A 20,795-nucleotide genomic window follows, 5' to 3' on the forward strand; every position below is an offset into this window, starting at 1 on the left:
TTATGCGTCGAAAACCGCCGTTCCGTCCTCGAACTGCAGGGCCGCTCGCTCGATAACCGTAAGTTCTCCGCGTTCGGCGAGGTCGTCCGCCAGTGCCTCGGAGACGTAGAACTCGCCGAGATCGGTCGTATTCTCGATCCAGGCGACCCGAACCGTGTCTGGATCGTAGCCGCCGAGCGCGTTCAGCGCGACGCGGAGTGCAATCTCGTCGTCAGGTGCGACCGGCGGCAGCTTCGCCTTGGCGAGCGACCCGCTCGTGAGCGCGTTCGCGTATACCTTCTGGATGTCGAGCTGTTCGACGGCCTGCATGCGGGTGATATCGGCGAGGCCGATGCCGTTGCCGTTCCCCTTCGTCTTCTCCGTGAGCCCGCGCGCGTAGATCAGGTCGATCGAGGGATTTGCCGGGTCGGGCGCGTTGATCACCCGATAGCGGCCGATGACGTTCGTATCCATCCCCGCACCCGAAATCTCTTTCCCGAGTTCGTCCACGACGAGCAGATCGATCTCGTCCGTCGGCAGCGTCGCCATCTCGTCGTACGCGCGTTCGAGGAGCGCCGGCTCGCGCGACTCGAGTTCGGCGGCCGGAATCGCCTCGATGTGGCCGGTCTCCTCGTGGAAGTTCTCGACGAGTGCGAGGCCGCCGAGTAGCGGGACGGCGTCGCGAATCGCGTCGGTCAGCCCCCCGATCGTCGGCACGTAGCCCTCCGAGAGCGCCGTCGAGTGAAACGCCTGCGCGCCGCGTTGTTTGCCGAGGCCGACGGTGAGCATTTTGCAACAGCCGCTCTCGATCCGGCCGGTGAAGTTGGTGTGGGGCTTGACCCGGTTGATCACGAACACCGCGTCGGCCTCGAGTGCGGCCGCAGAGAAGTAGACCGGTGTCGTCACGTCGCCGATCTCGATCTCGTCGATCTGTTCGACGGCCATCGTGGCCTCGATCGGTGCGCCGAGTCGGTCCTCGGTGATTCCGAGCGCCTCGAGTACCTCACGCTGGCCCTCGGGAGTCGCGCCGCCGTGGCTCCCCATTGCGGGGACCACGACCGGGTCGAATCCCTGCTCATCGAGGTACGAGACCGTCTCGGTCGCGATATCACCGATGCCGTGAATCCCTCTGCTGCCGACGCCGACCGCGACGGTCGCACCCGACTCGAGTTCGTCGAGTGCGAGCGTCGCCAGTTCCGAGCGGACCGTCTCGAGTGGGTTCTCGAGTGTCACCGTGTCGGGTTCGTACTGTACGCGGGCGAACGTCGGCGTCGCTTGCGGTTCGATCAGCTCTCCGAGCTCACGCCGATCGGGGAACTCCATGGCAGTCTGTTTTGATGCCGGGCATATATAGTATCGGCTCGTAGCGTTGTCCCATCCCGCGTCATCGAGCCGAACAGTATCTCCAGGGAATACTTGCCGGATGGTGCGCGGTTTTTGGTATCGTTTCACGTGTGCTCGACTGTGGAGATCACAGCAATCGAGAGCGTCCCCGTAGAGATACCGCTGGCGTCGCCGGTGTCGTTCTCCAATCGGACGCTGACGTACCGCGATCACGCGATTACCTACGTCCGGACAGCAGACGGCCGCGAGGGCGTGGGGTATTCCCTCGGCTACGAGGGCGCACATCTCATCTCGGAAGCAGTCGAATCGCTCCTCGAACCGATGCTGCTCGGCGAGGACCCCCGAGACACCGAGCGCCTCTGGCGCGAGATGTACGACGGCACCGTCCAGATCGGACGCTCCGGCATCCTCCTGCGCGCGATTTCGAGCGTCGACATCGCGTTGTGGGACCTGAAGGCCAAGGCTGCGGGCCAGCCGCTGTACAAGCTCCTCGGCGGCTACGCCGACGAAGTCCCATCGTACGCGAGCGGCGGCTACTACCGCGACGATAAGGGCCACGAGGGGCTGCGCGAGGAAATGCGGCGCTACCTCGACGAAGGACACGATGTCGTCAAGATGAAGGTCGGCCGCCGCTCCGTCGAGGAGGAGGCCGAGCGCGTCGCCGCCGTCCGCGAGGAGATCGGCGACGAGCGCACGCTGTTGCTCGACGCCAACGGCGGCTGGTCGAACGCAACCGAGGCGATCCGCAACTGTCGCGCGTTCGAACCCTACGACCCGTACTTCATCGAGGAGCCCGTCATGATCGACAGCACGGAGTCGATGACCGCGGTCAACGAGGCGATCTCCTACCCCGTCGCGACGGGGGAACTCGAGGGGCCGCGCTACGACTTCGAACGCCTGTACAGCGACGGTGCGGCGACGGTGCTGCAGCCGGACGCGACGGTCTGCGGTGGCATTACCGAGTGGCTCAAGATCGCCCACCACGCGGCCGCGCTGGACGTGCAGATCGCGCCACACTACAACTGGAACCTCCACGCCTCCCTCGTAGGGTCGATCGAGAACGCCCTCTGGGTGGAGTACTTCTACCGCGACATGGACGTGAAGGTCTTCGACGATATCGTCACAGAGCCGCTCGCGCCGGACGACGACGGCATGATCTCGCTCCCCGACGAGCCGGGACACGGCGTCGAAATCGACAAAGACGCCGTCGAAAAGTTTAGACGGGAGGCGTAAGAGACACACTTGAGACGCGCCGGTCAGATCCACTACGACGTGCGCGATCGCGAAACCGATAGAGACGCGACAGCGACAATCGACAGCGACACAGAAACGTACTCAGCAATCAGTGCAACCCAGTCGACAACCACCAAAAGAGACACAGAGACACAATGAAAGACTTCTCCAACCAGATCACGAACCGAGCAGAACCGCGCGACGTCGAAATCACCGACATCAAATCCTGCGTCGTCGAAGGCAACTTCGAGTGGAACCTCATCAAGATCGAAACCGACGCCGGCGTCACCGGCATCGGTGAATCCTACCGCGGGGGCGGCGTCCCCGAACTCGTCGAGTACACCAAGCGCTTCCTGATCGGCGAGAATCCGCTCGACGTTCAGCGTCTCTACCGGCGCATCATCCAGGAGATGTCCGGCCACGGCGGCACCACCGGCAAGGTCATCACCGCCGCCTCCGGCATCGAAATCGCCCTCTGGGACGCCGCCGGCAAGATCCTCGACGTCCCGGTCTACCAGCTCCTCGGCGGCAAACTCCGCGACGAGGTTCGCATCTACTGTGACTGCCACGCCGGCGAGGCCTACGCCGTCGACGACGGCTACACCGAGTACGCCGACGCCGACGCCTACTCGCCCCAGGCCTACGCCGACGAGGCCCGCCGCGTCGTCGACATGGGCTTTACCGCCCTCAAATTCGACCTCGACGTCGAGATGGACAACGACCCGGACCCGTACAACGGCCGGCTCAGCAACGCCGCAATCGAGCACAAACGCCAGATCGTCGAGGCCGTCCGCGAGGAAATCGGCTACGAGATCGACCTCGCCTTCGACTGCCACTGGGACTACTCCGTCGAGAGCGCGAAGCGACTCGCCTACGAACTCGAGGAGTACAATCTAATGTGGCTCGAGGACGCCGTCCCGCCGGAGAACATGGAGGCCCAGAAGGAGGTCACCAAGGCCACCCGAACGCCGGTTGCCACGGGTGAAAACCGCTTCCGCGTCTTCGAACTCTCGGACCTCATCTACGACCACGGCGTCGACATCGTCACTCCCGACCCGACCACAGTCGGCGGCCTCGGCGAAACCATGCGCATCGCCGACCGCGCCGAGGAGAACTATATCCCGCTCTCGCCGCACAACGTCTGCAGCCCCGTCGGCACGATGGCCTGTGTCCACCTCGGCGCAGCGATTCCGAACTTCGACGTACTCGAGTACCACGCGCTCGAAGTCGACTGGTGGGACGACCTGATCCAGCGCGACGAGCCGCTGATCCAGGACGGCTACATCGAGGTGCCGGAGACGCCGGGGATCGGTGTCGAACTCGACGAGGATGTCGTCGAGGAGCACACACTCGAGGGGACCTCGGGGTTCTAGGGACGAGGACTCGGCACTCGAGCGAGCGGAAACTCGAACGGCAGTCTGAGCTACTGCGTACTGTATGACAGAATCACCGAACGGACACGACGACTCGGCCGACGAGACGGCCGCGACCGCAGCGCCAGCGACGGCTGCCGAGCACTGCGAGCGAGGTGAGCGAATCGATGAAACCGATGAAGCGGAGTCGACGCACCCACCGCGCTCGTACTTGCTCGGTGCTACCTCCGCCGGCTTTGGGACGGTCGCGCTTGGGCTGCTTGTCATGTCGCCGCTGTTGCCGGCGATCATCGACGACCTCTCGATCACGCCGTTTCAGGCGGGTGCCGGGCTGTCGATCATGTGGGGACTGAACGCCCTCGGACAGTATCTCGGTGGTCGGGTCTCGGACGTACTCGGACGGCATCCGGTGCTCGTGTTCGGCCTCCTCGGTCTCGTCGCAGGCGTGCTCGTCGTCACCGTGTCGGCGACGTTCCTCGGTTACCTCGTCGGTGTCGCGTTCCTCGGGCTGTTCTCGGGGACGTATCCGGCGACAGGGTTTACGCACCTCTCGGAACTCTACGCCGGCGAGCAGGGCAAAGCGTTCGGTATCTACACCAGCTTCTGGGACATTGGCGGCGGGCTCTCTGCAGGGCTCGCGACGGTTGCACTCGCGACTGGTAACTGGCGGCTGGCGTTTCCGCCGATCATCGTGCTGGCAGTGGCTGTTGCGCTGGTGCTTCACTCCTGGCGGGACGAACCGTACAACATAGAGCGCGTGCAGTTCGACTTCCGCGCGACGGTGTCGCGGGCGCTCGTCGGCCCGGAACAGAAGTTGCTCGTCCTGTCGTTCTGCCTGTTCATGCTCACCTGGCAGGGTGCAGTGAGCTTCCTGCCGACGTTTCTGCAGGTCGAGAAGGGGCTTCCAGCCGGAATTGCGGCGAGCGCGTTCGCCTCGCTGTTCGTCATCGGTATGCTCGTCAAACCGGTGTCGGGCAACCTCGGCGACCGCTTCGGACGGCTCAGAGCGGCACTGTGCTCGGTCGCGATCGGAACCGTCGGGTTGCTCGCCCTCTCCATCGTGCAGTCGACCGCTTGGATCCTCGTCGGCGTCGCCATCTTCGCGGTCGGCCTGATGTCGTTCACACCGCCGATGCTCGCATACGTGATGGCTCGCCTGCCCGATGCGAACGCTGGCGGTGATATCGGCGGATTCCGGACAGTCTACATGGGCGTCGGAAGCGTTGGCCCTGCGTACGTGGGGCTACTGGCTGACGTAGCGACGTACGGCGTCGCGTTCGCCGGTCTGATGCTCGCGTTGCTCGCAAGCGCCGCGACGATTCTAGTCGCGTTCCGATACTGAACGGAACTGAACCGAACGCCCCGGTGCGCGAACGCCGGCGGTCCCGTGTAGTCTCACCCTACCCACCAGCCACAGCACCGTGTGGTGTGCTCGCAAAACGAATGGATTTAACATCGACCGCACTATAGCTCACGTATGGCTTCAGACGAGACGATCGGAACGCGGCTTGTCAACACACTCGACGATCTTCACCAGCGCTACGACAACGCTGCCGACGGCGTCCGAACGTACATTCCAACCCTCGTCACGATCACCGAACTCATCCTCGCCGTCGGACTGTTCGCGATGCTCGCCTACTGGCTCGTCCTGTACCTCGGCTGATCGACGCAGCAGACACCGGCTTCGTCGTCGCTCTTCTCACCTCGTGGTAGCCCCGCCACAACACGGCCAGTCCCGACACGACTCCCACCAGCACCGCCTCTGGCCACGTCGTCTACACACCGTCCGAACACCATCCGAGTTTCCGCCCACCGTTCGAGTACCCTCCACGTCCCTTCCGAGAACGGAGCGCTCATTACGTGTGAGAACACCATCCAAGACGATGGCACCCCCGACGTCGACACCGACCGCGGCACCGAACGCGAACACGCCACTCGAGGGCGTCCGCGTCATCGACTGTACGCAGATGCTCTCGGGTCCGTTCGCGACCCAGCTCCTGGCGGACATGGGCGCAGAGGTCATCAAAATCGAACGCCCCACACGCGGGGACATCACGCGAAGCGTCGGCCCCGAGATCGGCGACTCGGGGATCACCGCCTACTTCGCCTCGCTCAACCGGGGCAAACAGAGCATCGAACTCAACATGGCCTCCGAGGAGGGCGCGGCCGCACTCGAGTCCCTCGCGGAGAGCGCGGACGTGCTCATCGAGAACTACCGGCCCGGCACGATGGAGAAGTGGGGGTTGGGCTACGAAGACCTCCGCGAAGTCAACGAGGATCTGGTCTACTGTTCGATCTCGGGCTTTCTCGCGGGGCCGTACCGCGATATGCCGGCGTTCGACATGGTCGTGCAGGCGCTCGGGGGCAGCATGAGCATTACCGGGCAGGCGGATGGCCCGCCGGCGCGGCCGGGGATTCCGATCGGCGACATCTGCGCCGGTATGTACGCCGTCATCGGCATCACGACGGCGCTGTACAACGACGAGGGCCAGTACATCGACGTGCCGATGTTCGAGGGGCTGGTCTCCTGGCTGACAGAGCGCGCCGGTCGCACGTTCGTCACCGAGGAGCCGTACCCCCGTCAGGGAACCGTCCACCCCTCGCTGGCACCGTATCGCACCTTCGAGACCGCAGACGGCTGGTTCGCCGTCGCGATCGGCAGCGACGACACCTGGACCGGGTTCTGTGAGGCCATCGATCGTCCCGACCTCGCGGACGACGACCGCTTTACCGTCAACAATGATCGCGTCGCCAACCGGGACGCGCTGACGACCGAACTCGAGCCGATCTTCGCGAACCGAACGAACGACGAGTGGTTCGACCTGTTCCGCGACCAGGGCCTCCCAGGGGCACCCGTCCAGAACACCGTCGACGTCTTCGAAGACGAGCACCTCAAAGAGAGCGGCACGCTCGACGATCTCACGATCGACGGCGTCGACCTTCCGTTCCCGCTCTGTCCGATCGAGTTCTCCGGATCGACGACCCGTTCGGGCCACGAGCCACCACAGCTCGGCGAGCACACCGAGCCGGTGCTCTCGAGTGTCCTCTCTGCTGATGCACTCACAGCCGTCCGCAGCGGGTCCGAGAACTAATTTCCTCCACACTCAACTGATAGAGCGAACGCACGCGGTGGCGTTCAATCGTTCAGCAATTCTGGTTCGAACGCCGTGACCGGAGCCCAACGACCGTTCGCCGCGGGGTGTGTTCTCTACCGAGTGAATCGATGAGTACGTGATCGTCCTGTGAGACAAATAGTCACGTCATCACAATACTGAATAATAGTTATATACAACGCCACGTATAAAATCCGTCAATAGCGAACAAGGATTTAAAATATCGACATTCATCGGATAAGATGTAGATAGCCTCCGACAGCGTGTTAAATCAACAATTTTCCGACCGAATCCGACATTTCTATATCCATATTATGATACGTTATATACTACCAAAGATTATATACGATGTAAGATCTATGGTTGAGTTACCATGTCTACTGGTAACACCAGCCGGCGGCGTGTCCTACAGAGCGGTGCAGCGATCGGGGCACTCGCCTTAGCGGGTTGTATGGGTGATGACGACGGAAACACTGTTCGAATGGGTACCTCTGCTGGCGGGACGATGGACGTCGGCCTCGGGTTCGAACAGGCTGTCTCCGACCACGGGGAGGATGTTGAGTACTCGACGGTCGAGAGTCCGGGCTACGTCGGGACGACCTACCGGATGAACGAGGGGCAGGTCGACGGCGGAATCGTCGACACCAACACTATGTCGAAAGCGATGGGGAGTGACGACATGTTCGCCGACGATCCGGTGGATACGATTCCGTGGCAGGGCTTTCTGGCGTTCCCCTACAGCATCTACGTCGTTGCTCGCGAAGACACCGATATCGAAACGTTCGACGACCTCGCGGGCGCAAATGTCTATCCTGCCGAGCCGGGCTACTCGACCCGTGCAACGACGCTCGACGTCTGGTCGATGCCACAGGTCGAGGATGTCTACGAGGAGATGGAAATCGTCGACATGGACGTCGACGACGCACCCGGTGCAATGGAGGAAGGGAACATCGACGCCGCAATCGCATACGGGACGCCGGGCGTCGGCAACACCGGCTTCGTCGTCGAGTACGACGCGCGAACTGACGTCCGCTACGTCGAGCACACGGACGCACTCGTCGAAGCGATCGAGGAGTACCCCGGTGCTGGCCTCTCGCGATACGACGACGTCGAAGACGACTTCAACTGGGATCAGGACATTGGCGCCGACGAGGTCGCCTCCTGGGACCTCGAAGTGACGTTTACGTTCCATCACGACACGCCTGCAGAGCAGGTCTACGAACTCACCCGAATCGCTCACGAGCACGGTGATACGGCACGAGATGCCGAGCCACGATTCGTTCCGGAAGACCTCGACGCAATGACGTCGGCGGCCATCGACGACTACCCATGGCACCCTGGTGCAGCCGAGTACTACCAGGATAACGACGCCTGGAACGACGATTGGGTCATCGGTGACCCCGACGAAGCCGGTAACTACAACTAACGCCGTTCTCGAGACGGTTTTTATACCGAATAAACGCAGAACTTACAGAAAGAATGAGTACAAATACGAAATCGCTAACCGACTTCCAGGACACCACGATACGCTCTATCAACAACGCGATTACCGTTGGTGCAGTCATATTCTGGGTGGCGATCCTCGTCTGGGCGTACACGCAGTCGATGACTCGCGCCCGGTTCGCCGTCGTCTTCCTCGGTGGGATCCTCTTCCTCTACATCCTCAACGAGGCTACGGAGTCGATCGCAGACGAGGACTATATTGACCTCCTGATACTGGCGGCCTGTGCGAGCGTGATGATCGTCGCCTGTGCGTACCTGTTCACCAACTTCGAAGACGTCTACATCAACCGACAGGGCTGGGCGCTCGAGCACGAGTACCATCTGGCCTGGATGGTCGTCGCGGTCATCCTCTATCTGACCTGGCGATCCTATGGCAAGGTCTTCCTCGGACTCGTCGGTGGTGCAATGCTGTACGCCCTGTTCGGCCAGGTCACGCCGGGCATCTTCAGCCACGCCGGCATCAACTCGGAGTACATGCTCCAGGTGTTGATCACCGACCTCGCCGGGTTCTTCGGCTCGCTGACCCAGCTCACCGCCGCACTGATCGCCCCGTTCCTCCTCTATGCCGGCCTCCTGTTCGCCTACGGTGCGTTCGATCTCATCCTCCGAATGGCGATCGTGAGCGCGAAGTACATCGAATCCGGCGTCGCCCAGACCGCCGTCCTCGCCAGCGCGATTATCGGCTCGGTCAACGGTAGCTACGCCGCAAACGCCGGTATGACGGGATCGTTCACCATCCCGACGATGATGGACAGCGGCCTCCGTCCACGAACCGCCGCGGCAATCGAAGGCACTGCATCGACCTCCGGACAGGTCCTCCCGCCAGTGATGGGCGCATCCGCGTTCGTCATGGCCTCCTTCCTCGGTATCGCCTACGTCGACGTCATCGTCGCCGGCCTCCTCCCCGCTGCGATTCTCGTCGCCAGTATCGTCGTCGCCGTCCACTACACCTCGATCCGCGAGGTCAGCAGCCAGGATCTCGAGTTCGACGATCTGTTCGAGGAGCGACTCTCGCGCACGGACAAAATCGTCGAAGGAATCCGCTTTGGTATTCCGTTCGCAGTCCTGATCACCATGCTCGGCGTCCTGCAGTGGACCGTGCCGACGTCTGCGTTCTGGACCGTCATCTCGATGGTCGTTCTCGGTATCGGGACCCCCGTCCTGCAGTCGCTCTATCTGACCGCAACGGGCAAGGAGTCCACGAAGGTCCAACTCGACGACTCGTGGTCGACGGGGTCCATTCGACCCGCGTTCCGCTCGGTTCGCGAGTACCGCGTCGTCGACGCGTTCGTCACCGAGTTCTGGAACACCGTCGGCGGCTTCCGCCGCGGTGCGATCATCCTCGCACCGATCGCCATCATCCTGGCCGCCGTCAACGGCGTCGTCGACCTGCTGATGGTCACCGGCGTCCCCTCGAAGATCGCGCTGATGTTGATGGACATCTCCGGTGGTGTCCTGTTGATCGCCGTCATCCTCGGCATGCTCGTCTGCGTCGTGATGGGCGTCGGCATGCCGACGGTCGCCGCGTACGTCATCACCTCGACGCTCGTGGCACCGGCGTTCGTCAACGACTTCGGCGTGCCCGAACTGGCCGCCCACTACATGGTGTTCTACGCCGCCGTCATGGCCGGCGTCACCCCGCCGGTGGCGATCGCAGTCGTCGTCGCCTCCGGGATCGCGGAGTCGAACTTCTGGGAGACCTGCGCGACGGCGATGACCATCGCCGCACCGCTTTTCGTCCTCCCGCTGTCGTTCATCTACCACCCGGAGATCGTCTCGACCGAGATCGGGACCCAGTCGCTGATCGCGGCGAGTGCTATCCTGCTCGGCGCGATCACCATGATCTACGGCCTCAACTACCCGTTCCGGCTCGATCGTCGGTACAAGATCCCGATACGCTTCGGGCTGTTCTGGCTCGGCGCGTTCATCATGGTCTACCCGGACCTGATCGGCCAACTCGCCGGCATCGCGATCTTCGTCGCGATCTTCTTCACTGAGAAGTACGTCTCGAGTGACCAGCCGGTTCCGGGCGGCTCGAGTACCAGTCGGTAACGCCACGTCTCTCAGTTCTTCGGCTTCTCGCGTCTCGATTCTTTATCACCTTCTCGCGCGACGTGATATGCGGTGTACGATCACCGCTTCTTTTCGAGCACCTGTGCCCGAGACGACACAGTCGGTCACGGCCCCTGTTTGCACCGACCACATGCTATTTCCGCCTGAGCGCACCACATTGGCATATGTCAGACCCGGACGCAGACCCAGCCGTAGCCGACGGTGAGCCTGCAGAAACAGACGAACAATCGCAGTGGCACGTCCTCCTTCCCGCAACGATCGACCCCGCTGGACCAGCGCTACTCGAGGAGTTCGCGACGACAACCCACATCGACGAGTTCGACGACCACGAGCACCTCCTCGCCACCGCCGACCAGTTCGACGCCGTCGTCACCCGTATCGAACGGCTCGACGCCAAGTTCATCGGCCGCGCTTCGAACCTGAAACACATCTCCAAACACGGCGTGGGTTACGACAACATCGATGTCGCCGCCGCCAGCGACAACGGCGTCGTCGTCACCAACACGCCCGGGGTCAACTCCCGCGCCGTCGCCGAACACGCCATCACGCTCATGCTCGCCGTCCGCCGTCGCCTTCTCGGCGCTGATCGGCGCCTCCGCAACGGCGAGTGGGAGGGCCACGGCACCACCGACGAACTGCGCGACGACACCATCGGTCTCTTCGGCTGTGGCGACATCGCCCGCATCGTCGCCGACCTCGCTACCGGCCTCGGCATGACCTGTCTCACCTACGATCCCTACGTCGACGAGGAGACACTACCCGACTCTATCTCAGCGGTCGACTCACTCGAGTCCCTGCTCGATCGCGCGGACGTGCTCTCGATCCACACCCCGCTGACGCCCGAAACGCGACACGCCATCTCGCACGATGAACTCGAGCACCTATCGTCGTCAGGCATCCTGATAAACACCGCTCGTGCCGAGGTCGTCGACCGCGACGCGCTAGCGGACGCACTCGAGTCCGACGCCATCGCCGGGGCAGGGATCGATGTCTTCGAGGCGGAGCCGCCGACGACGGAGGGGCCGCTGTTCGAGCACGAGAACGTAATTCTCACGCCGCATATCGGCGCGCAGACCACAGAGTCGTTGCGAAACATGAGCCTCGAGGCGGCGGAAAACGTCAAATCCGTCTTCGAGGGTGAACTGCCGGCGACGACGATCAACGACGTGTCGCTGTGAGTGTTGCGGTGTCGTCACGGGAAAGTATGAGACGACTTGACAGCGGAATCGCAGTCGATCAAAACACCGACTCGACGACGAATCTGGGATGTACTCGAGTAGCCTCCCACCGGTCAGTTCCTGAATGTAAGGAGACACAGAGGAAACCGAATAGGTAACAGAGGTGGTCGTATACTCTCCACTCGTCACTGGAATCACAGTAACCGCCCCATATGTGACTTTAGAACGTTGTGGTGGCGTTTTCTTCGACCGTACTCGGGTTCCACGCTGTCGGAGATGCTATAAGTAAGAAGGTGAGAGATGCAACCGTTGTGTTCTTTTGGCGCCTGTTTCGTGATATAGTTGCGTAACCGATCAGAAGGGGTTCTATGTGATATGTCTGAAAGAGAGCTATCTTCTAAAAGTGAAACTAGACCGGACTCAGTTCTTCCTGATATGCCCCGTGATGGTCTTCGAACACCTGCATGATCTCCCCCATCGTCGCGTAGGCTTTCACCGCGTCGACGATGTACGGCATCACGTTCTCGTCCGTTTCGATCGCGTCGGAGAGCGACTCGAGTGTCGCGTCAACTTCCTCGTCGTCACGCTCCTCTTTGACCTCCTCGAGACGCCCGAGCTGTCGGTCGCGGGTCGTCTCGTCGATTTTGAGAATCTCGGGCGAGGTGTCCTCCTCGATGGTGTACTCGTTGACGCCGACGACGACCTCGTCGCCGCGCTCGACGCGCTTTTGGTATTCGTAGCTCGACTCCTGAATCTCGCGCTGGAAGTAGCCCTGGTCGATGCCGTCGAGGACGCCGTCGCGGACGGAGCCGTCGCCCATCTCCTTGATATCCTCGATATAGCCCATGATTTCGGCTTCCATCTCGTGGGTCAACTTCTCGATCGCGTAGCTACCGCCCATCGGGTCGACGATGTCGGCTGCGCCGGATTCGTCGGCGATGATCTGCTGAGTGCGCAGGGCGACGCGGACTGCCTTCTCGCTCGGCAGCGCCAGTGCCTCGTCGAAGCTGTTGGTGTGCAGCGACTGCGTACCACCCAGAACGCCGGCGAGCGCCTGAATGGTGACGCGGGTAATGTTGTTCAACGGCTGCTGGGCGGTCAACGACTGACCGGCGGTCTGCGTGTGGAACTTGAGGCGCTTCGATTCGTCGCGCTCGGCGTCGTACCACTCGTCCATCACGCGGGCGTAGATCCGGCGCGAGGCGCGGAACTTCGCGACTTCCTCGAAGATCGAGTTGTGGGAGTTGAAGAAAAAGGAGAGCAGCGGCGCGAACTCGTCGACATCGAGTCCGCGGTCGAGACAGTCCTCCACGTAGGCGAAGCCGTCCGCGAGCGTGAACGCGGCCTCCTGGGCAGCCGTCGAGCCAGCCTCGCGGATGTGGTAGCCGGAGATGGAGACTGGGTGGAACTTCGGTGTCTCCTCGACCGCGAACTCGATGGTATCGGTGACGACCTCGAGCGAGGGTTTCGGCGGGACGACCCACTCCTTCTGCGCGATGAACTCCTTCAGCATGTCGTTCTGGAGGGTCCCCCGGATCTCCTCGCGTGGGACGTCCTGCTGGTCGGCCAGCGCGATGTACATCGCGTAGATGACCGCCGCGGACGGGTTGATCGTAAAGGAGGTCGAGACCTCGCTGATGTCGATCCCGTCGAAGAGGATTTCCATGTCTCGGAGGGTATCGACCGCGACGCCCTCTTTCCCGACCTCACCCTCGCTCATCGGGTGATCCGAGTCGATCCCCATCAGCGACGGCATGTCGAACGCCGTCGAGAGCCCCGTCTGTCCCTGATCGATCAGGTAGTGGAATCGCTCGTTCGTCTCCTCTGCCGTCCCGAAGCCGGCGAACTGGCGCATTGTCCACGTCCGCCCCCGGTACATTGTCGGGTATGGACCGCGCGTGTACGGCGGCTCACCCGGGAATCCGAGATCCTCGTCGTACTCGAGATCCGCGATATCCTCGGGGGTGTAGAGTCGGTCGACCTCGTGGTTCGAGACCGTCGCGAATCGGTCCTGGCGCTCGCCGTGGGACTCGAGTGTCGGCTCGAGTGTGTCCTCGGCCCACCGTTCCCGTTGTTCGCGAATCTGGTCTATCTCTTCCTGGTCGAACATTAGTGTGGACATCTCTGGCAAGAATCTAAAGTCTTGTTGTTACTCTCTGAACGGTCGTCCGGTGTTGGGTGCCGATTCGGCACACTTATACTGATCGTGACAGCACAGCAGCGTATGTCACAGGACCACCGAAGCCTGGATTCGATCGACCGCGTCGGCGTCGTCGGCGCCGGAACGATGGGCAGCGGCATCGCACAGGTCGCCGCAACGCACGGCTACGACGTTATCGTCCGCGATATCGAACAGGAGTACGTCGAAAACGGCTTCGAGACCATCGAGAACAGCCTCGGTCGCCTCGACGACCGCGACTCACTCCCGGACGGCGAGGACACCGAGACGATCCGAAACCGCATCGAGGGCACGACCGACCTCGCGGACCTCGCCGACTGCGACCTCGTCGTGGAGGCCGCACTCGAGGACCTCGACGTCAAACGCGACGTCTTCGCCGACCTCGACGACCTCGTCGATGACGAGGCCGTGCTGGCGACGAACACCAGTACGATTTCGATCACGTCAATCGCGATCGCGACCGAACGCCCCGAGCGCGTCGTCGGCTTGCACTTCATGAACCCCGTCCCGATTATGGAGGGCGTCGAGGTCGTCGTCGGCGAGAAGACGACCGACGGGATCACTGCGCTGGCCCACGAGTTCGCCGAGGCACTCGAGAAGACCACCTGGGAGTCCGACGACAAGCCGGGATTCGTCACGAACCGGATTCTGATGCCCTGGCTCAACGAGGGGATCCGAGCTTACGACGAGGGCGTAGCCACGAAAGAAGATATCGACGCGGGAATGGAACTCGGCACGAACGTTCCGATGGGGCCGCTCACGCTGGCCGACCACATCGGCCTCGACATCTGTCTGCACGCCTCCGAGACGCTGCACGAGGAACTCGGGGATCGCTACCAGCCGGCCTACCTCCTGAAGCGGAAGGTCGAGGCGGGTGAGTTGGGTAAGAAGACGGGGAAGGGATTCTACGAGTACGAGTAGAGTCAGGCGACGTCTACGAGTACGAGTAGAGTGACGAGAACGTCCGATCCTCGGTTCGACTTCGGATCGCCTCAGCGCGACTTCAGATCACGCGCGATAATCTTCTTCTGGATCTCACTGGTTCCCTCGTAGATCGTCGTGATCTTCGCGTCGCGGTAGTAGCGCTCGACGTCGAAATCCTTCGTGTAGCCGTAGCCGCCGTGGACCTGCACCGCCTCGTTGGCCACGTCGACGGCCGCCTCGCTGGCGAAGTACTTCGCCATGGCTGCCGCCGTCGGGTCGACGTCGTCCTCGTTCTTGCGCGCGGCGTCGCGGGTGAGCAGGCGGGCCGCCTGCACGTCGGTCTGCATGTCCGCGAGTTTGTGACCGATCGCCTGGTGCTCGATGATCGGCTGGCCGAACTGCTCGCGCTCGTTCGCGTACGCGGTCGCGGCGTCGAGTGCCGCCTGCGCGACGCCGACGGCCTGGCTCGCGATGGCGATCCGGCCACCCGTGAGGATCGAAAACGCTGCTTTGAGTCCCGACCCAACCTCTGTCAGTCGGTTCTCCGCCGGAATCCGGACATCGTCGAAGATGAGCGTCGTCGTGTCGCTCGCGCGCAGTCCCAGTTTGTCCTCCTTCTTGCCGACCTCGAGCCCGTCGGCGTCCTTCGGGACGAGGAACTGGGTAACAGTATTCGGGTCGTCGCGGTCCGTCTTCGCGAACAGCACGACGACGCCCGCGCGCTCGCCGTTCGTGATCCACTGTTTCTTGCCGTTGATGACGTACTCGCCGGCGTCTTCGTCGAGTTTGGCTTCCGTCGTCATCTCGGCCGGGTTCGAGCCGGCGTCGGGTTCCGAGAGCGCGAACGCGCCGACGGGGCGGCCCGAGACCATCTCCGGGAGCCACTTCTCACGGTGGGCGTCGGTGCCAAATTCGCGGATACACGACGTTGCCAGGCAGTGAACTGACAGCGCCGTCGCCACCGCGAGATGGCCGTAGGCGAGTTCTTCGTTGACGATACTGTACGTGACCTCGTCGACGTCCATCCCGCCGTACTCCTCGGGAACGGTGAGGCCGGTCAGGTCGAGGTCGGCCAGTTCGTCCCAGACATCCTCGGGAAACGTCTGCGACTCGTCGGCTTCGTGAACACCCTCTCGAACCTCGTTTTCGACGACTTCTCGGACCGTCTGCTGAATAAGCTCCTGTTCACTCGTTAGTTCCATGGACGAATATTCGCGAGGGACCTACTAAAGTGTCCGATTCAGGGAGAACGCACGCTGCCGCGGATCCGTTTCCGGCGATGTCGGAACAGTGTCTAGCGCTGCTCGCGCACGTACTGGACCTGGACCTGGAACAGAATCACCGGCTCAGCCGACGATAACAGTTAACCAACACCGCCACGAATCCCCGCCCAACATGACGGACTACGAGAACCTCACCGTCGATCACGACGACGGCGTCGCCACCGTAACGCTCGACAGCACCGCCGGCCGCAACTCGCTCACACTCGAGATGGCCGACGAACTGATCGCGGTCGCGGCCGACCTCGGCGAAGACCAGGAGACGCGCTGTATCGTCCTCACCCACGAGGGCCAGTTCTTCGGCTCCGGCGCGGATCTCGCCCAACTCGAGGGCGACGATTCTGACGCGGCGCGGTTGCGTCAGCTCGCCGGCCGCGCCCACGAAGCGGTCATCCAGTTCCAACAAACTGAGACACCTGTCGTCGGCGCTGTCAACGGCATCGCCGCCGGAATCGGTTTCAGTCTCGCGCTGATGCCTGACCTGCTCATCCTCGGCGAGGACACGACCCTGCGATTCGCTTACCCCGGCATCGGGCTCACCGGCGACGGCGGCTCGACGTTCTTCCTGCCGCGACTCGTCGGCCTCCGGAACGCGAAGGAAATCGTCCTCCGAGACGAGCCGATCGGCCCCGAGGAGGCCGTCGACCTCGGACTCGCAACCGAGGTCGTTCCATCCGAGGAGTTCGACGACCACGTCGCCGACCTCGCAGCCGACCTCGCCAGCGGCCCGACGCACGCACTCGGCACCGCCAGCCGGCTGCTGACCCAGAGCTACGAGCGGGGACTCGAGTCCCATCTGGCTGCGGAGACCGACGCCATCGCGAAGGCGGCCCGAACGGAGGACTACGAGCGCGGACTCGGTGCATTTTTCGGTGAGGATGATCCGGAGTTCGTCGGCTACTGAGAGCGGCCTGCACAGCGAGCGGCCCTGATCAGACGTAATCCAGATTCACCTGCGTCACGTTCGCCGCCCGCTTCACGACGTCCGCGATTTCCGTCCGCCTCGTCTCGTCGAGCCGGCTTTCCGGCCCACAGACACAGATCGCGCCCCGGAGTTCGTCGCGCTTATCGAGCACCGGCGCGGCGATACAGACCATCCCCGCGATTCGCTCCCCCTCGTCGACTGCGTACCCTCGTTCGCGGACTAACTCGAGTTGCTCCAGCAGAACCTCGGCATCGGTAACCGTCTGCGAGGTGATCTCGACGAGGCCGCGGCCGAGGATCGACTCGACTCGTTCGGGATCCATGTGGGCGAGCATCGCCTTCCCCGGCGCGGTGACGTGCAGGGGCATCCGCGCACCGGGATAGGCGAACAACGTGATGGCTTCCGAGCCCTCCTGCACGGCGAGGATGACAGCTTGATCGTTCTCCTCGATCAACAGCGTCACGTGCTCACCGGTTTCCTCGGCGACGGCCGCGAGTTCGTCCCGGACAGCTTTGACGACCTCAAACCGGTGGCGCTGCCGGTGGCCAACTTCGAGAAATCGAGTGGAGGGTCGGTACACCTTGTCCGTTTCCTCGACGGTGACGTACCCCGTATCGACGAGCGCCTGCAAGTAGTCGTGGACCGTGCTCACCGGCATCTCGAGGCGGTCTGCAAGCTCCGAGGCCCGACCGCCGCCGTTCTCCGAGAGTTCGTCGACGATCGTGAACGCCCCGCGACGGAACGATTTGGTGTGTCTGCTATTATCGCTCTTTCTCCGGTCACCGATAGAATATTTTTGACTCTCCCGGAAGTACCTACGACAAAATCGGGACTGATGCGCAGGTAATTGACCCGTAGTTCATCACAGCATTCACTGGCAGCGTACTCGTTCGAGTCCGCCACCTACCGTGTCACAGCTCAGTTGTGGCCAGTGGGTGGTACTCGAGTACCCACTCTCTCGTCCCACCAGTGACGTTCGTCTGACGTCACGGTCGAAACTCGGTACTGGTAGTATTCGGTATTCCCGGAATTTAGTCTGGTCAAGTCAGATTGGAGAACGGCAGCCGTGCCGCAATCAGCCTTTACAAGCAGTATAGGAGAATGACCCGGGGGTTGATTCCCAGGTTGAATCCGATAGGCAGACATACAAACAATTAAATGAATACACTTTGAATCAAAAGATAGCGATGGAGTACAGTCACCGCTACCTCACCTATCCAACACAACAGGTAGCGGCTGAGCTGGAACGACACATCGACATTCATCGCCAAGCGTACAACTACACCCGGTACGAGTACGAACACGTGGACGCCGACGACATCGGTTCCGCGTACAAACACCACTACCGACTCCCCGACTGGAAAGACGAGTTCTCTGTCTTCTCGGAAGTCAATTCGAAGGCTCTGCAACGAACCGTCACACGGTTCTACCAGAACCTCGACGGCCTCTCTGAACAGAAACAAAACGGGAACAAAGTGGGGAGGCTCAAGTGGAAGTCACCGAGGGAGTTTCAGAGTATGACATACTCGCAGTCTGGCTTCGAACTCAAAAACACGAGTGGCCGACACGCGACACTCTGGCTCTCCAAAATCGGCGACATCCGCATCCGCTACCACCGCACAATTCCGGATGAGGCAGACATCAAAGAAGTCACGGTCAAAAAAGAGACGACCGGTGACTGGTTTGTCTCCTTCGGCCTCGAAACTGATGACGCCAACTTACCCGAGAAACCCGCGCTGGACGAGTTAGATTCAAGCAACAGCGTGGGTATCGACCTCGGAATTCTCAACTACATCCACACCAGCGGCGGCACGACCGTGGACTGGCTCGACCTTGAAGACGAGTACGAGCGACTCCGCCGCGAGCAACGCACGCTCTCACGGAAGCAGAAAGGGTCGAACAACTACGAGAAACAGCGTCGGGAAGTGGCGACGGTCAAGCGTCACATCCGCCGGAAGGTGCTGGACTACCAGCACAAGATTACAACGTGGCTTGTCCGTGAGTACGACGCGGTGTTCGTTGAGGATTTGGACGTGAAGGGGATGTTGGAAGACTCGCATAACGCTCGCAACAAGCAAGATGCAGCGTGGCGGCAATTCATCATCCTCCTCGAATACAAAGCCGACCTATACGGCTGTCACGTCGTGCAGGTCGAAGCACGAGGTACGACGAAAGAATGTGCGTCGTGTGGTATGGAGACGGCGAAGCCAATCTGGGTCAGGGAACACTCCTGTCCAAGTTGTGGGTTCGAGTGTAACCGGGATGCGAATGCGGCGATGAACGTCCTTCAACGCGGCTTTTCTGAACTAGGGCTGGGATGGCCCGAAGACACGCCTGTGGAGACTGTGCTCCCTACGGACACCACTTCGGTGTCTGCAAAGCGCGTCATCGAAGCAGGAAGCCTCGGGGTCGATCGAGAGAGCAAAGCTCTCTCGTGATGACGAGAATCTTCGATTCTCGAACCACTTGACCCCGAGGCGATTCACAGGTGTACTCATGTATTCGCTGGTAAGAGAAATCGGAGGTAGTGTTTTGCTGGCGGATCGTGCCATAGACCACGATAGCGGGCCACAGAACGCGGCATCAATTTCGGGGAGAAATAGATATGAATCTCCTGTTGCTATAGTAAATTCGAACTCATCGGTTTCTCGTAGATGAGTAGAAGGGGCAAACACGGCGCGGCCGCTGTACTGGTCGACAAAATTATGTGACTGTTTACCGTGGTCTCGGCTATGGACCACGACACCGAGTTCGACACCACGCTCGCCTCGTTCGACGACGACACCGGCGTCGGCCACATCACGCTGAACCGGCCCGACTCGCTGAACGCGCTCAACACCCAGCTTCGCGAGGACCTTGTCGGGAGTCTCGAGTGGCTCGAGTCCAAGAATAACGAGACCGACGGCATCGCGCTCCGCGCGGTCATCGTCGAAGGGGCGGGCGGCACGTTCTGCGCTGGCGCCGACGTCACCGAGTTCAGTGACTCGAGTCCCGGCAAGCAATCCGGCCAGAGTCACTACGAGTTCATCGCAGAATTCCCAGCACCGGTCATTGCGAAGGTTCGCGGCTACTGTCTCGGCGGCGGCCTCGAAACGGCACTCGCCTGTGACTTCAGATTTGCACACGAGGAAAGTTCGTTCGGCTTCCCCGAGGTGAATCTCGGACTCTTGCCCGGTGCTGGTGGCGTGCAGTACCTCGCCGAACTCGCCGACCCCTCGACTGCCAAGGAACTCGCGATGACCGGCGAGCACATCTCCGCCGAGCGCGCGGCCGAAATCGACCTCGCGAACCGCGTCTACGGCGACGATCTCGACGAGGAGACACAGGCGTTCGCCGAGCAACTCGCCTCGCAGCCGCCGCTGGCCATCCAGTCGATCAAGGAGTCCGCAGCGATTTCAACGCAGACCGGACTCGAGGAGGGGCGGGCCTACGACGGCCGACTCTTCCGGAGCCTACTCGAGACGAACGATCACGAGGAGGGGGCGCGGGCGTTCGCCGAGGACGAGTACGAGCCGGAGTTCAAAGGCCGGTAAGCAGTCGCAGTACGAGTACGTGCGGTACCATTGTGATCGTGTAGCTGGACGACGGCACTCCGAGGCAGTGGGGCGGCCGTCGGCCGGGTGATAGTGCGACGGCTCACTGCTAGTCGACTGTGCTGGCGGTCAGATTCGACAGCACGAGTGCGAGTGCG

General features: G+C 61.9%; 15 protein-coding genes and 1 pseudogene. 12 read left to right on the plus strand and 4 right to left on the minus strand.

What is annotated here, in order from left to right; genetic code table 11:
• Window positions 1–1,302 (minus strand): DUF362 domain-containing protein, encoded by a 1,302-nt coding sequence (locus C483_RS05590; RefSeq protein ID WP_006652384.1) that lies wholly within the window; start codon window positions 1,300–1,302, stop codon window positions 1–3.
• A 141-nt stretch (window positions 1,303–1,443) separates the two neighbouring features.
• Here C483_RS05590 and C483_RS05595 point away from each other — a divergent pair, with 141 nt between their 5' ends.
• The 8 genes from C483_RS05595 (at window position 1,444) to C483_RS05630 (ending at window position 11,796) form a co-directional block, all read left to right on the plus strand.
• Entirely contained in the window at window positions 1,444–2,556 is a 1,113-nt protein-coding gene (locus C483_RS05595; RefSeq protein WP_006652385.1) for a mandelate racemase/muconate lactonizing enzyme family protein, read from the plus strand.
• 155 nt (window positions 2,557–2,711) lie between these two features.
• Complete coding sequence (locus tag C483_RS05600; RefSeq protein ID WP_006652386.1) at window positions 2,712–3,929, plus strand: mandelate racemase/muconate lactonizing enzyme family protein; 1,218 nt, start codon at window positions 2,712–2,714, stop codon at window positions 3,927–3,929.
• 64 nt (window positions 3,930–3,993) lie between these two features.
• Complete coding sequence (locus tag C483_RS05605; protein WP_006652387.1) at window positions 3,994–5,271, plus strand: MFS transporter; 1,278 nt, start codon at window positions 3,994–3,996, stop codon at window positions 5,269–5,271.
• A gap of 135 nt (window positions 5,272–5,406) precedes the next feature.
• Window positions 5,407–5,592: a hypothetical protein gene (locus C483_RS05610; RefSeq protein WP_006652388.1), complete on the plus strand. Its 186-nt coding sequence runs from the start codon at window positions 5,407–5,409 to the stop codon at window positions 5,590–5,592.
• Window positions 5,593–5,812: 220 nt separating this feature from the next.
• The gene (locus C483_RS05615; RefSeq protein WP_006652389.1) at window positions 5,813–7,021 is read left to right on the plus strand and encodes a CaiB/BaiF CoA transferase family protein; all 1,209 of its coding nucleotides are present in this window, start codon (window positions 5,813–5,815) and stop codon (window positions 7,019–7,021) included.
• A gap of 394 nt (window positions 7,022–7,415) precedes the next feature.
• Entirely contained in the window at window positions 7,416–8,468 is a 1,053-nt protein-coding gene (locus tag C483_RS05620) for a TAXI family TRAP transporter solute-binding subunit (RefSeq protein WP_049912449.1), read from the plus strand.
• A 53-nt stretch (window positions 8,469–8,521) separates the two neighbouring features.
• The gene (locus C483_RS05625; protein ID WP_006652391.1) at window positions 8,522–10,597 is read left to right on the plus strand and encodes a TRAP transporter permease; all 2,076 of its coding nucleotides are present in this window, start codon (window positions 8,522–8,524) and stop codon (window positions 10,595–10,597) included.
• A 185-nt stretch (window positions 10,598–10,782) separates the two neighbouring features.
• Window positions 10,783–11,796, plus strand: a complete 1,014-nt coding sequence (locus tag C483_RS05630; RefSeq protein ID WP_006652392.1) for a hydroxyacid dehydrogenase — start codon at window positions 10,783–10,785, stop codon at window positions 11,794–11,796.
• A 409-nt stretch (window positions 11,797–12,205) separates the two neighbouring features.
• Here the strand turns inward: C483_RS05630 and C483_RS05635 are convergent, their stop codons facing one another.
• Window positions 12,206–13,906: an acyl-CoA mutase large subunit family protein gene (locus C483_RS05635; protein WP_006652393.1), complete on the minus strand. Its 1,701-nt coding sequence runs from the start codon at window positions 13,904–13,906 to the stop codon at window positions 12,206–12,208.
• 114 nt (window positions 13,907–14,020) lie between these two features.
• Between C483_RS05635 and C483_RS05640 the strand changes: the two genes are divergently transcribed.
• Window positions 14,021–14,896, plus strand: coding sequence for a 3-hydroxyacyl-CoA dehydrogenase family protein (locus tag C483_RS05640; RefSeq protein WP_006652394.1), 876 nt, complete (start codon window positions 14,021–14,023; stop codon window positions 14,894–14,896).
• 71 nt (window positions 14,897–14,967) lie between these two features.
• On the opposite strand, the gene C483_RS05645 is transcribed toward C483_RS05640, so the two are convergent.
• Window positions 14,968–16,101: an acyl-CoA dehydrogenase family protein gene (locus C483_RS05645; protein WP_006652395.1), complete on the minus strand. Its 1,134-nt coding sequence runs from the start codon at window positions 16,099–16,101 to the stop codon at window positions 14,968–14,970.
• A gap of 193 nt (window positions 16,102–16,294) precedes the next feature.
• Between C483_RS05645 and C483_RS05650 the strand changes: the two genes are divergently transcribed.
• The gene (locus tag C483_RS05650) at window positions 16,295–17,083 is read left to right on the plus strand and encodes an enoyl-CoA hydratase/isomerase family protein (protein WP_006652396.1); all 789 of its coding nucleotides are present in this window, start codon (window positions 16,295–16,297) and stop codon (window positions 17,081–17,083) included.
• A 28-nt stretch (window positions 17,084–17,111) separates the two neighbouring features.
• Here the strand turns inward: C483_RS05650 and C483_RS05655 are convergent.
• Window positions 17,112–17,866 (minus strand): annotated as a pseudogene (locus C483_RS05655) (IclR family transcriptional regulator).
• A 425-nt stretch (window positions 17,867–18,291) separates the two neighbouring features.
• Between C483_RS05655 and C483_RS05660 the strand changes: the two are divergent.
• Together C483_RS05660 and C483_RS05665 are read left to right on the plus strand one after the other, a co-directional pair.
• On the plus strand, window positions 18,292–19,542 hold the full coding sequence (locus C483_RS05660; protein WP_006652398.1) for an RNA-guided endonuclease InsQ/TnpB family protein: 1,251 nt from the start codon (window positions 18,292–18,294) through the stop codon (window positions 19,540–19,542).
• Between the two features lie 294 nt (window positions 19,543–19,836).
• A complete protein-coding gene (locus C483_RS05665) occupies window positions 19,837–20,637 on the plus strand; it encodes an enoyl-CoA hydratase/isomerase family protein (protein ID WP_006652399.1) in 801 nt (266 codons plus the stop codon).
• The last annotated feature ends 158 nt before the right edge of the window (window positions 20,638–20,795 follow it).

It is taken from the genome of Natrialba hulunbeirensis JCM 10989 (assembly GCF_000337575.1).
Taxonomy (GTDB): domain Archaea; phylum Halobacteriota; class Halobacteria; order Halobacteriales; family Natrialbaceae; genus Natrialba; species Natrialba hulunbeirensis.

What these genes read in the sequence shown, in the direction of transcription:
- C483_RS05645 (WP_006652395.1), bottom strand. Translation starts at nt 16,101, where the DNA reads ATGGAACTAACGAGTGAACAGGAGCTTATTCAGCAGACGGTCCGAGAA.
- C483_RS05635 (WP_006652393.1), bottom strand. Translation starts at nt 13,906, where the DNA reads ATGTTCGACCAGGAAGAGATAGACCAGATTCGCGAACAACGGGAACGG.
- C483_RS05620 (WP_049912449.1), top strand. Translation starts at nt 7,416, where the DNA reads ATGTCTACTGGTAACACCAGCCGGCGGCGTGTCCTACAGAGCGGTGCA.
- C483_RS05665 (WP_006652399.1), top strand. Translation starts at nt 19,837, where the DNA reads ATGGACCACGACACCGAGTTCGACACCACGCTCGCCTCGTTCGACGAC.
- C483_RS05600 (WP_006652386.1), top strand. Translation starts at nt 2,712, where the DNA reads ATGAAAGACTTCTCCAACCAGATCACGAACCGAGCAGAACCGCGCGAC.
- C483_RS05605 (WP_006652387.1), top strand. Translation starts at nt 3,994, where the DNA reads ATGACAGAATCACCGAACGGACACGACGACTCGGCCGACGAGACGGCC.
- C483_RS05610 (WP_006652388.1), top strand. Translation starts at nt 5,407, where the DNA reads ATGGCTTCAGACGAGACGATCGGAACGCGGCTTGTCAACACACTCGAC.
- C483_RS05630 (WP_006652392.1), top strand. Translation starts at nt 10,783, where the DNA reads ATGTCAGACCCGGACGCAGACCCAGCCGTAGCCGACGGTGAGCCTGCA.
- C483_RS05615 (WP_006652389.1), top strand. Translation starts at nt 5,813, where the DNA reads ATGGCACCCCCGACGTCGACACCGACCGCGGCACCGAACGCGAACACG.
- C483_RS05640 (WP_006652394.1), top strand. Translation starts at nt 14,021, where the DNA reads ATGTCACAGGACCACCGAAGCCTGGATTCGATCGACCGCGTCGGCGTC.
- C483_RS05590 (WP_006652384.1), bottom strand. Translation starts at nt 1,302, where the DNA reads ATGGAGTTCCCCGATCGGCGTGAGCTCGGAGAGCTGATCGAACCGCAA.
- C483_RS05650 (WP_006652396.1), top strand. Translation starts at nt 16,295, where the DNA reads ATGACGGACTACGAGAACCTCACCGTCGATCACGACGACGGCGTCGCC.
- C483_RS05660 (WP_006652398.1), top strand. Translation starts at nt 18,292, where the DNA reads ATGGAGTACAGTCACCGCTACCTCACCTATCCAACACAACAGGTAGCG.
- C483_RS05625 (WP_006652391.1), top strand. Translation starts at nt 8,522, where the DNA reads ATGAGTACAAATACGAAATCGCTAACCGACTTCCAGGACACCACGATA.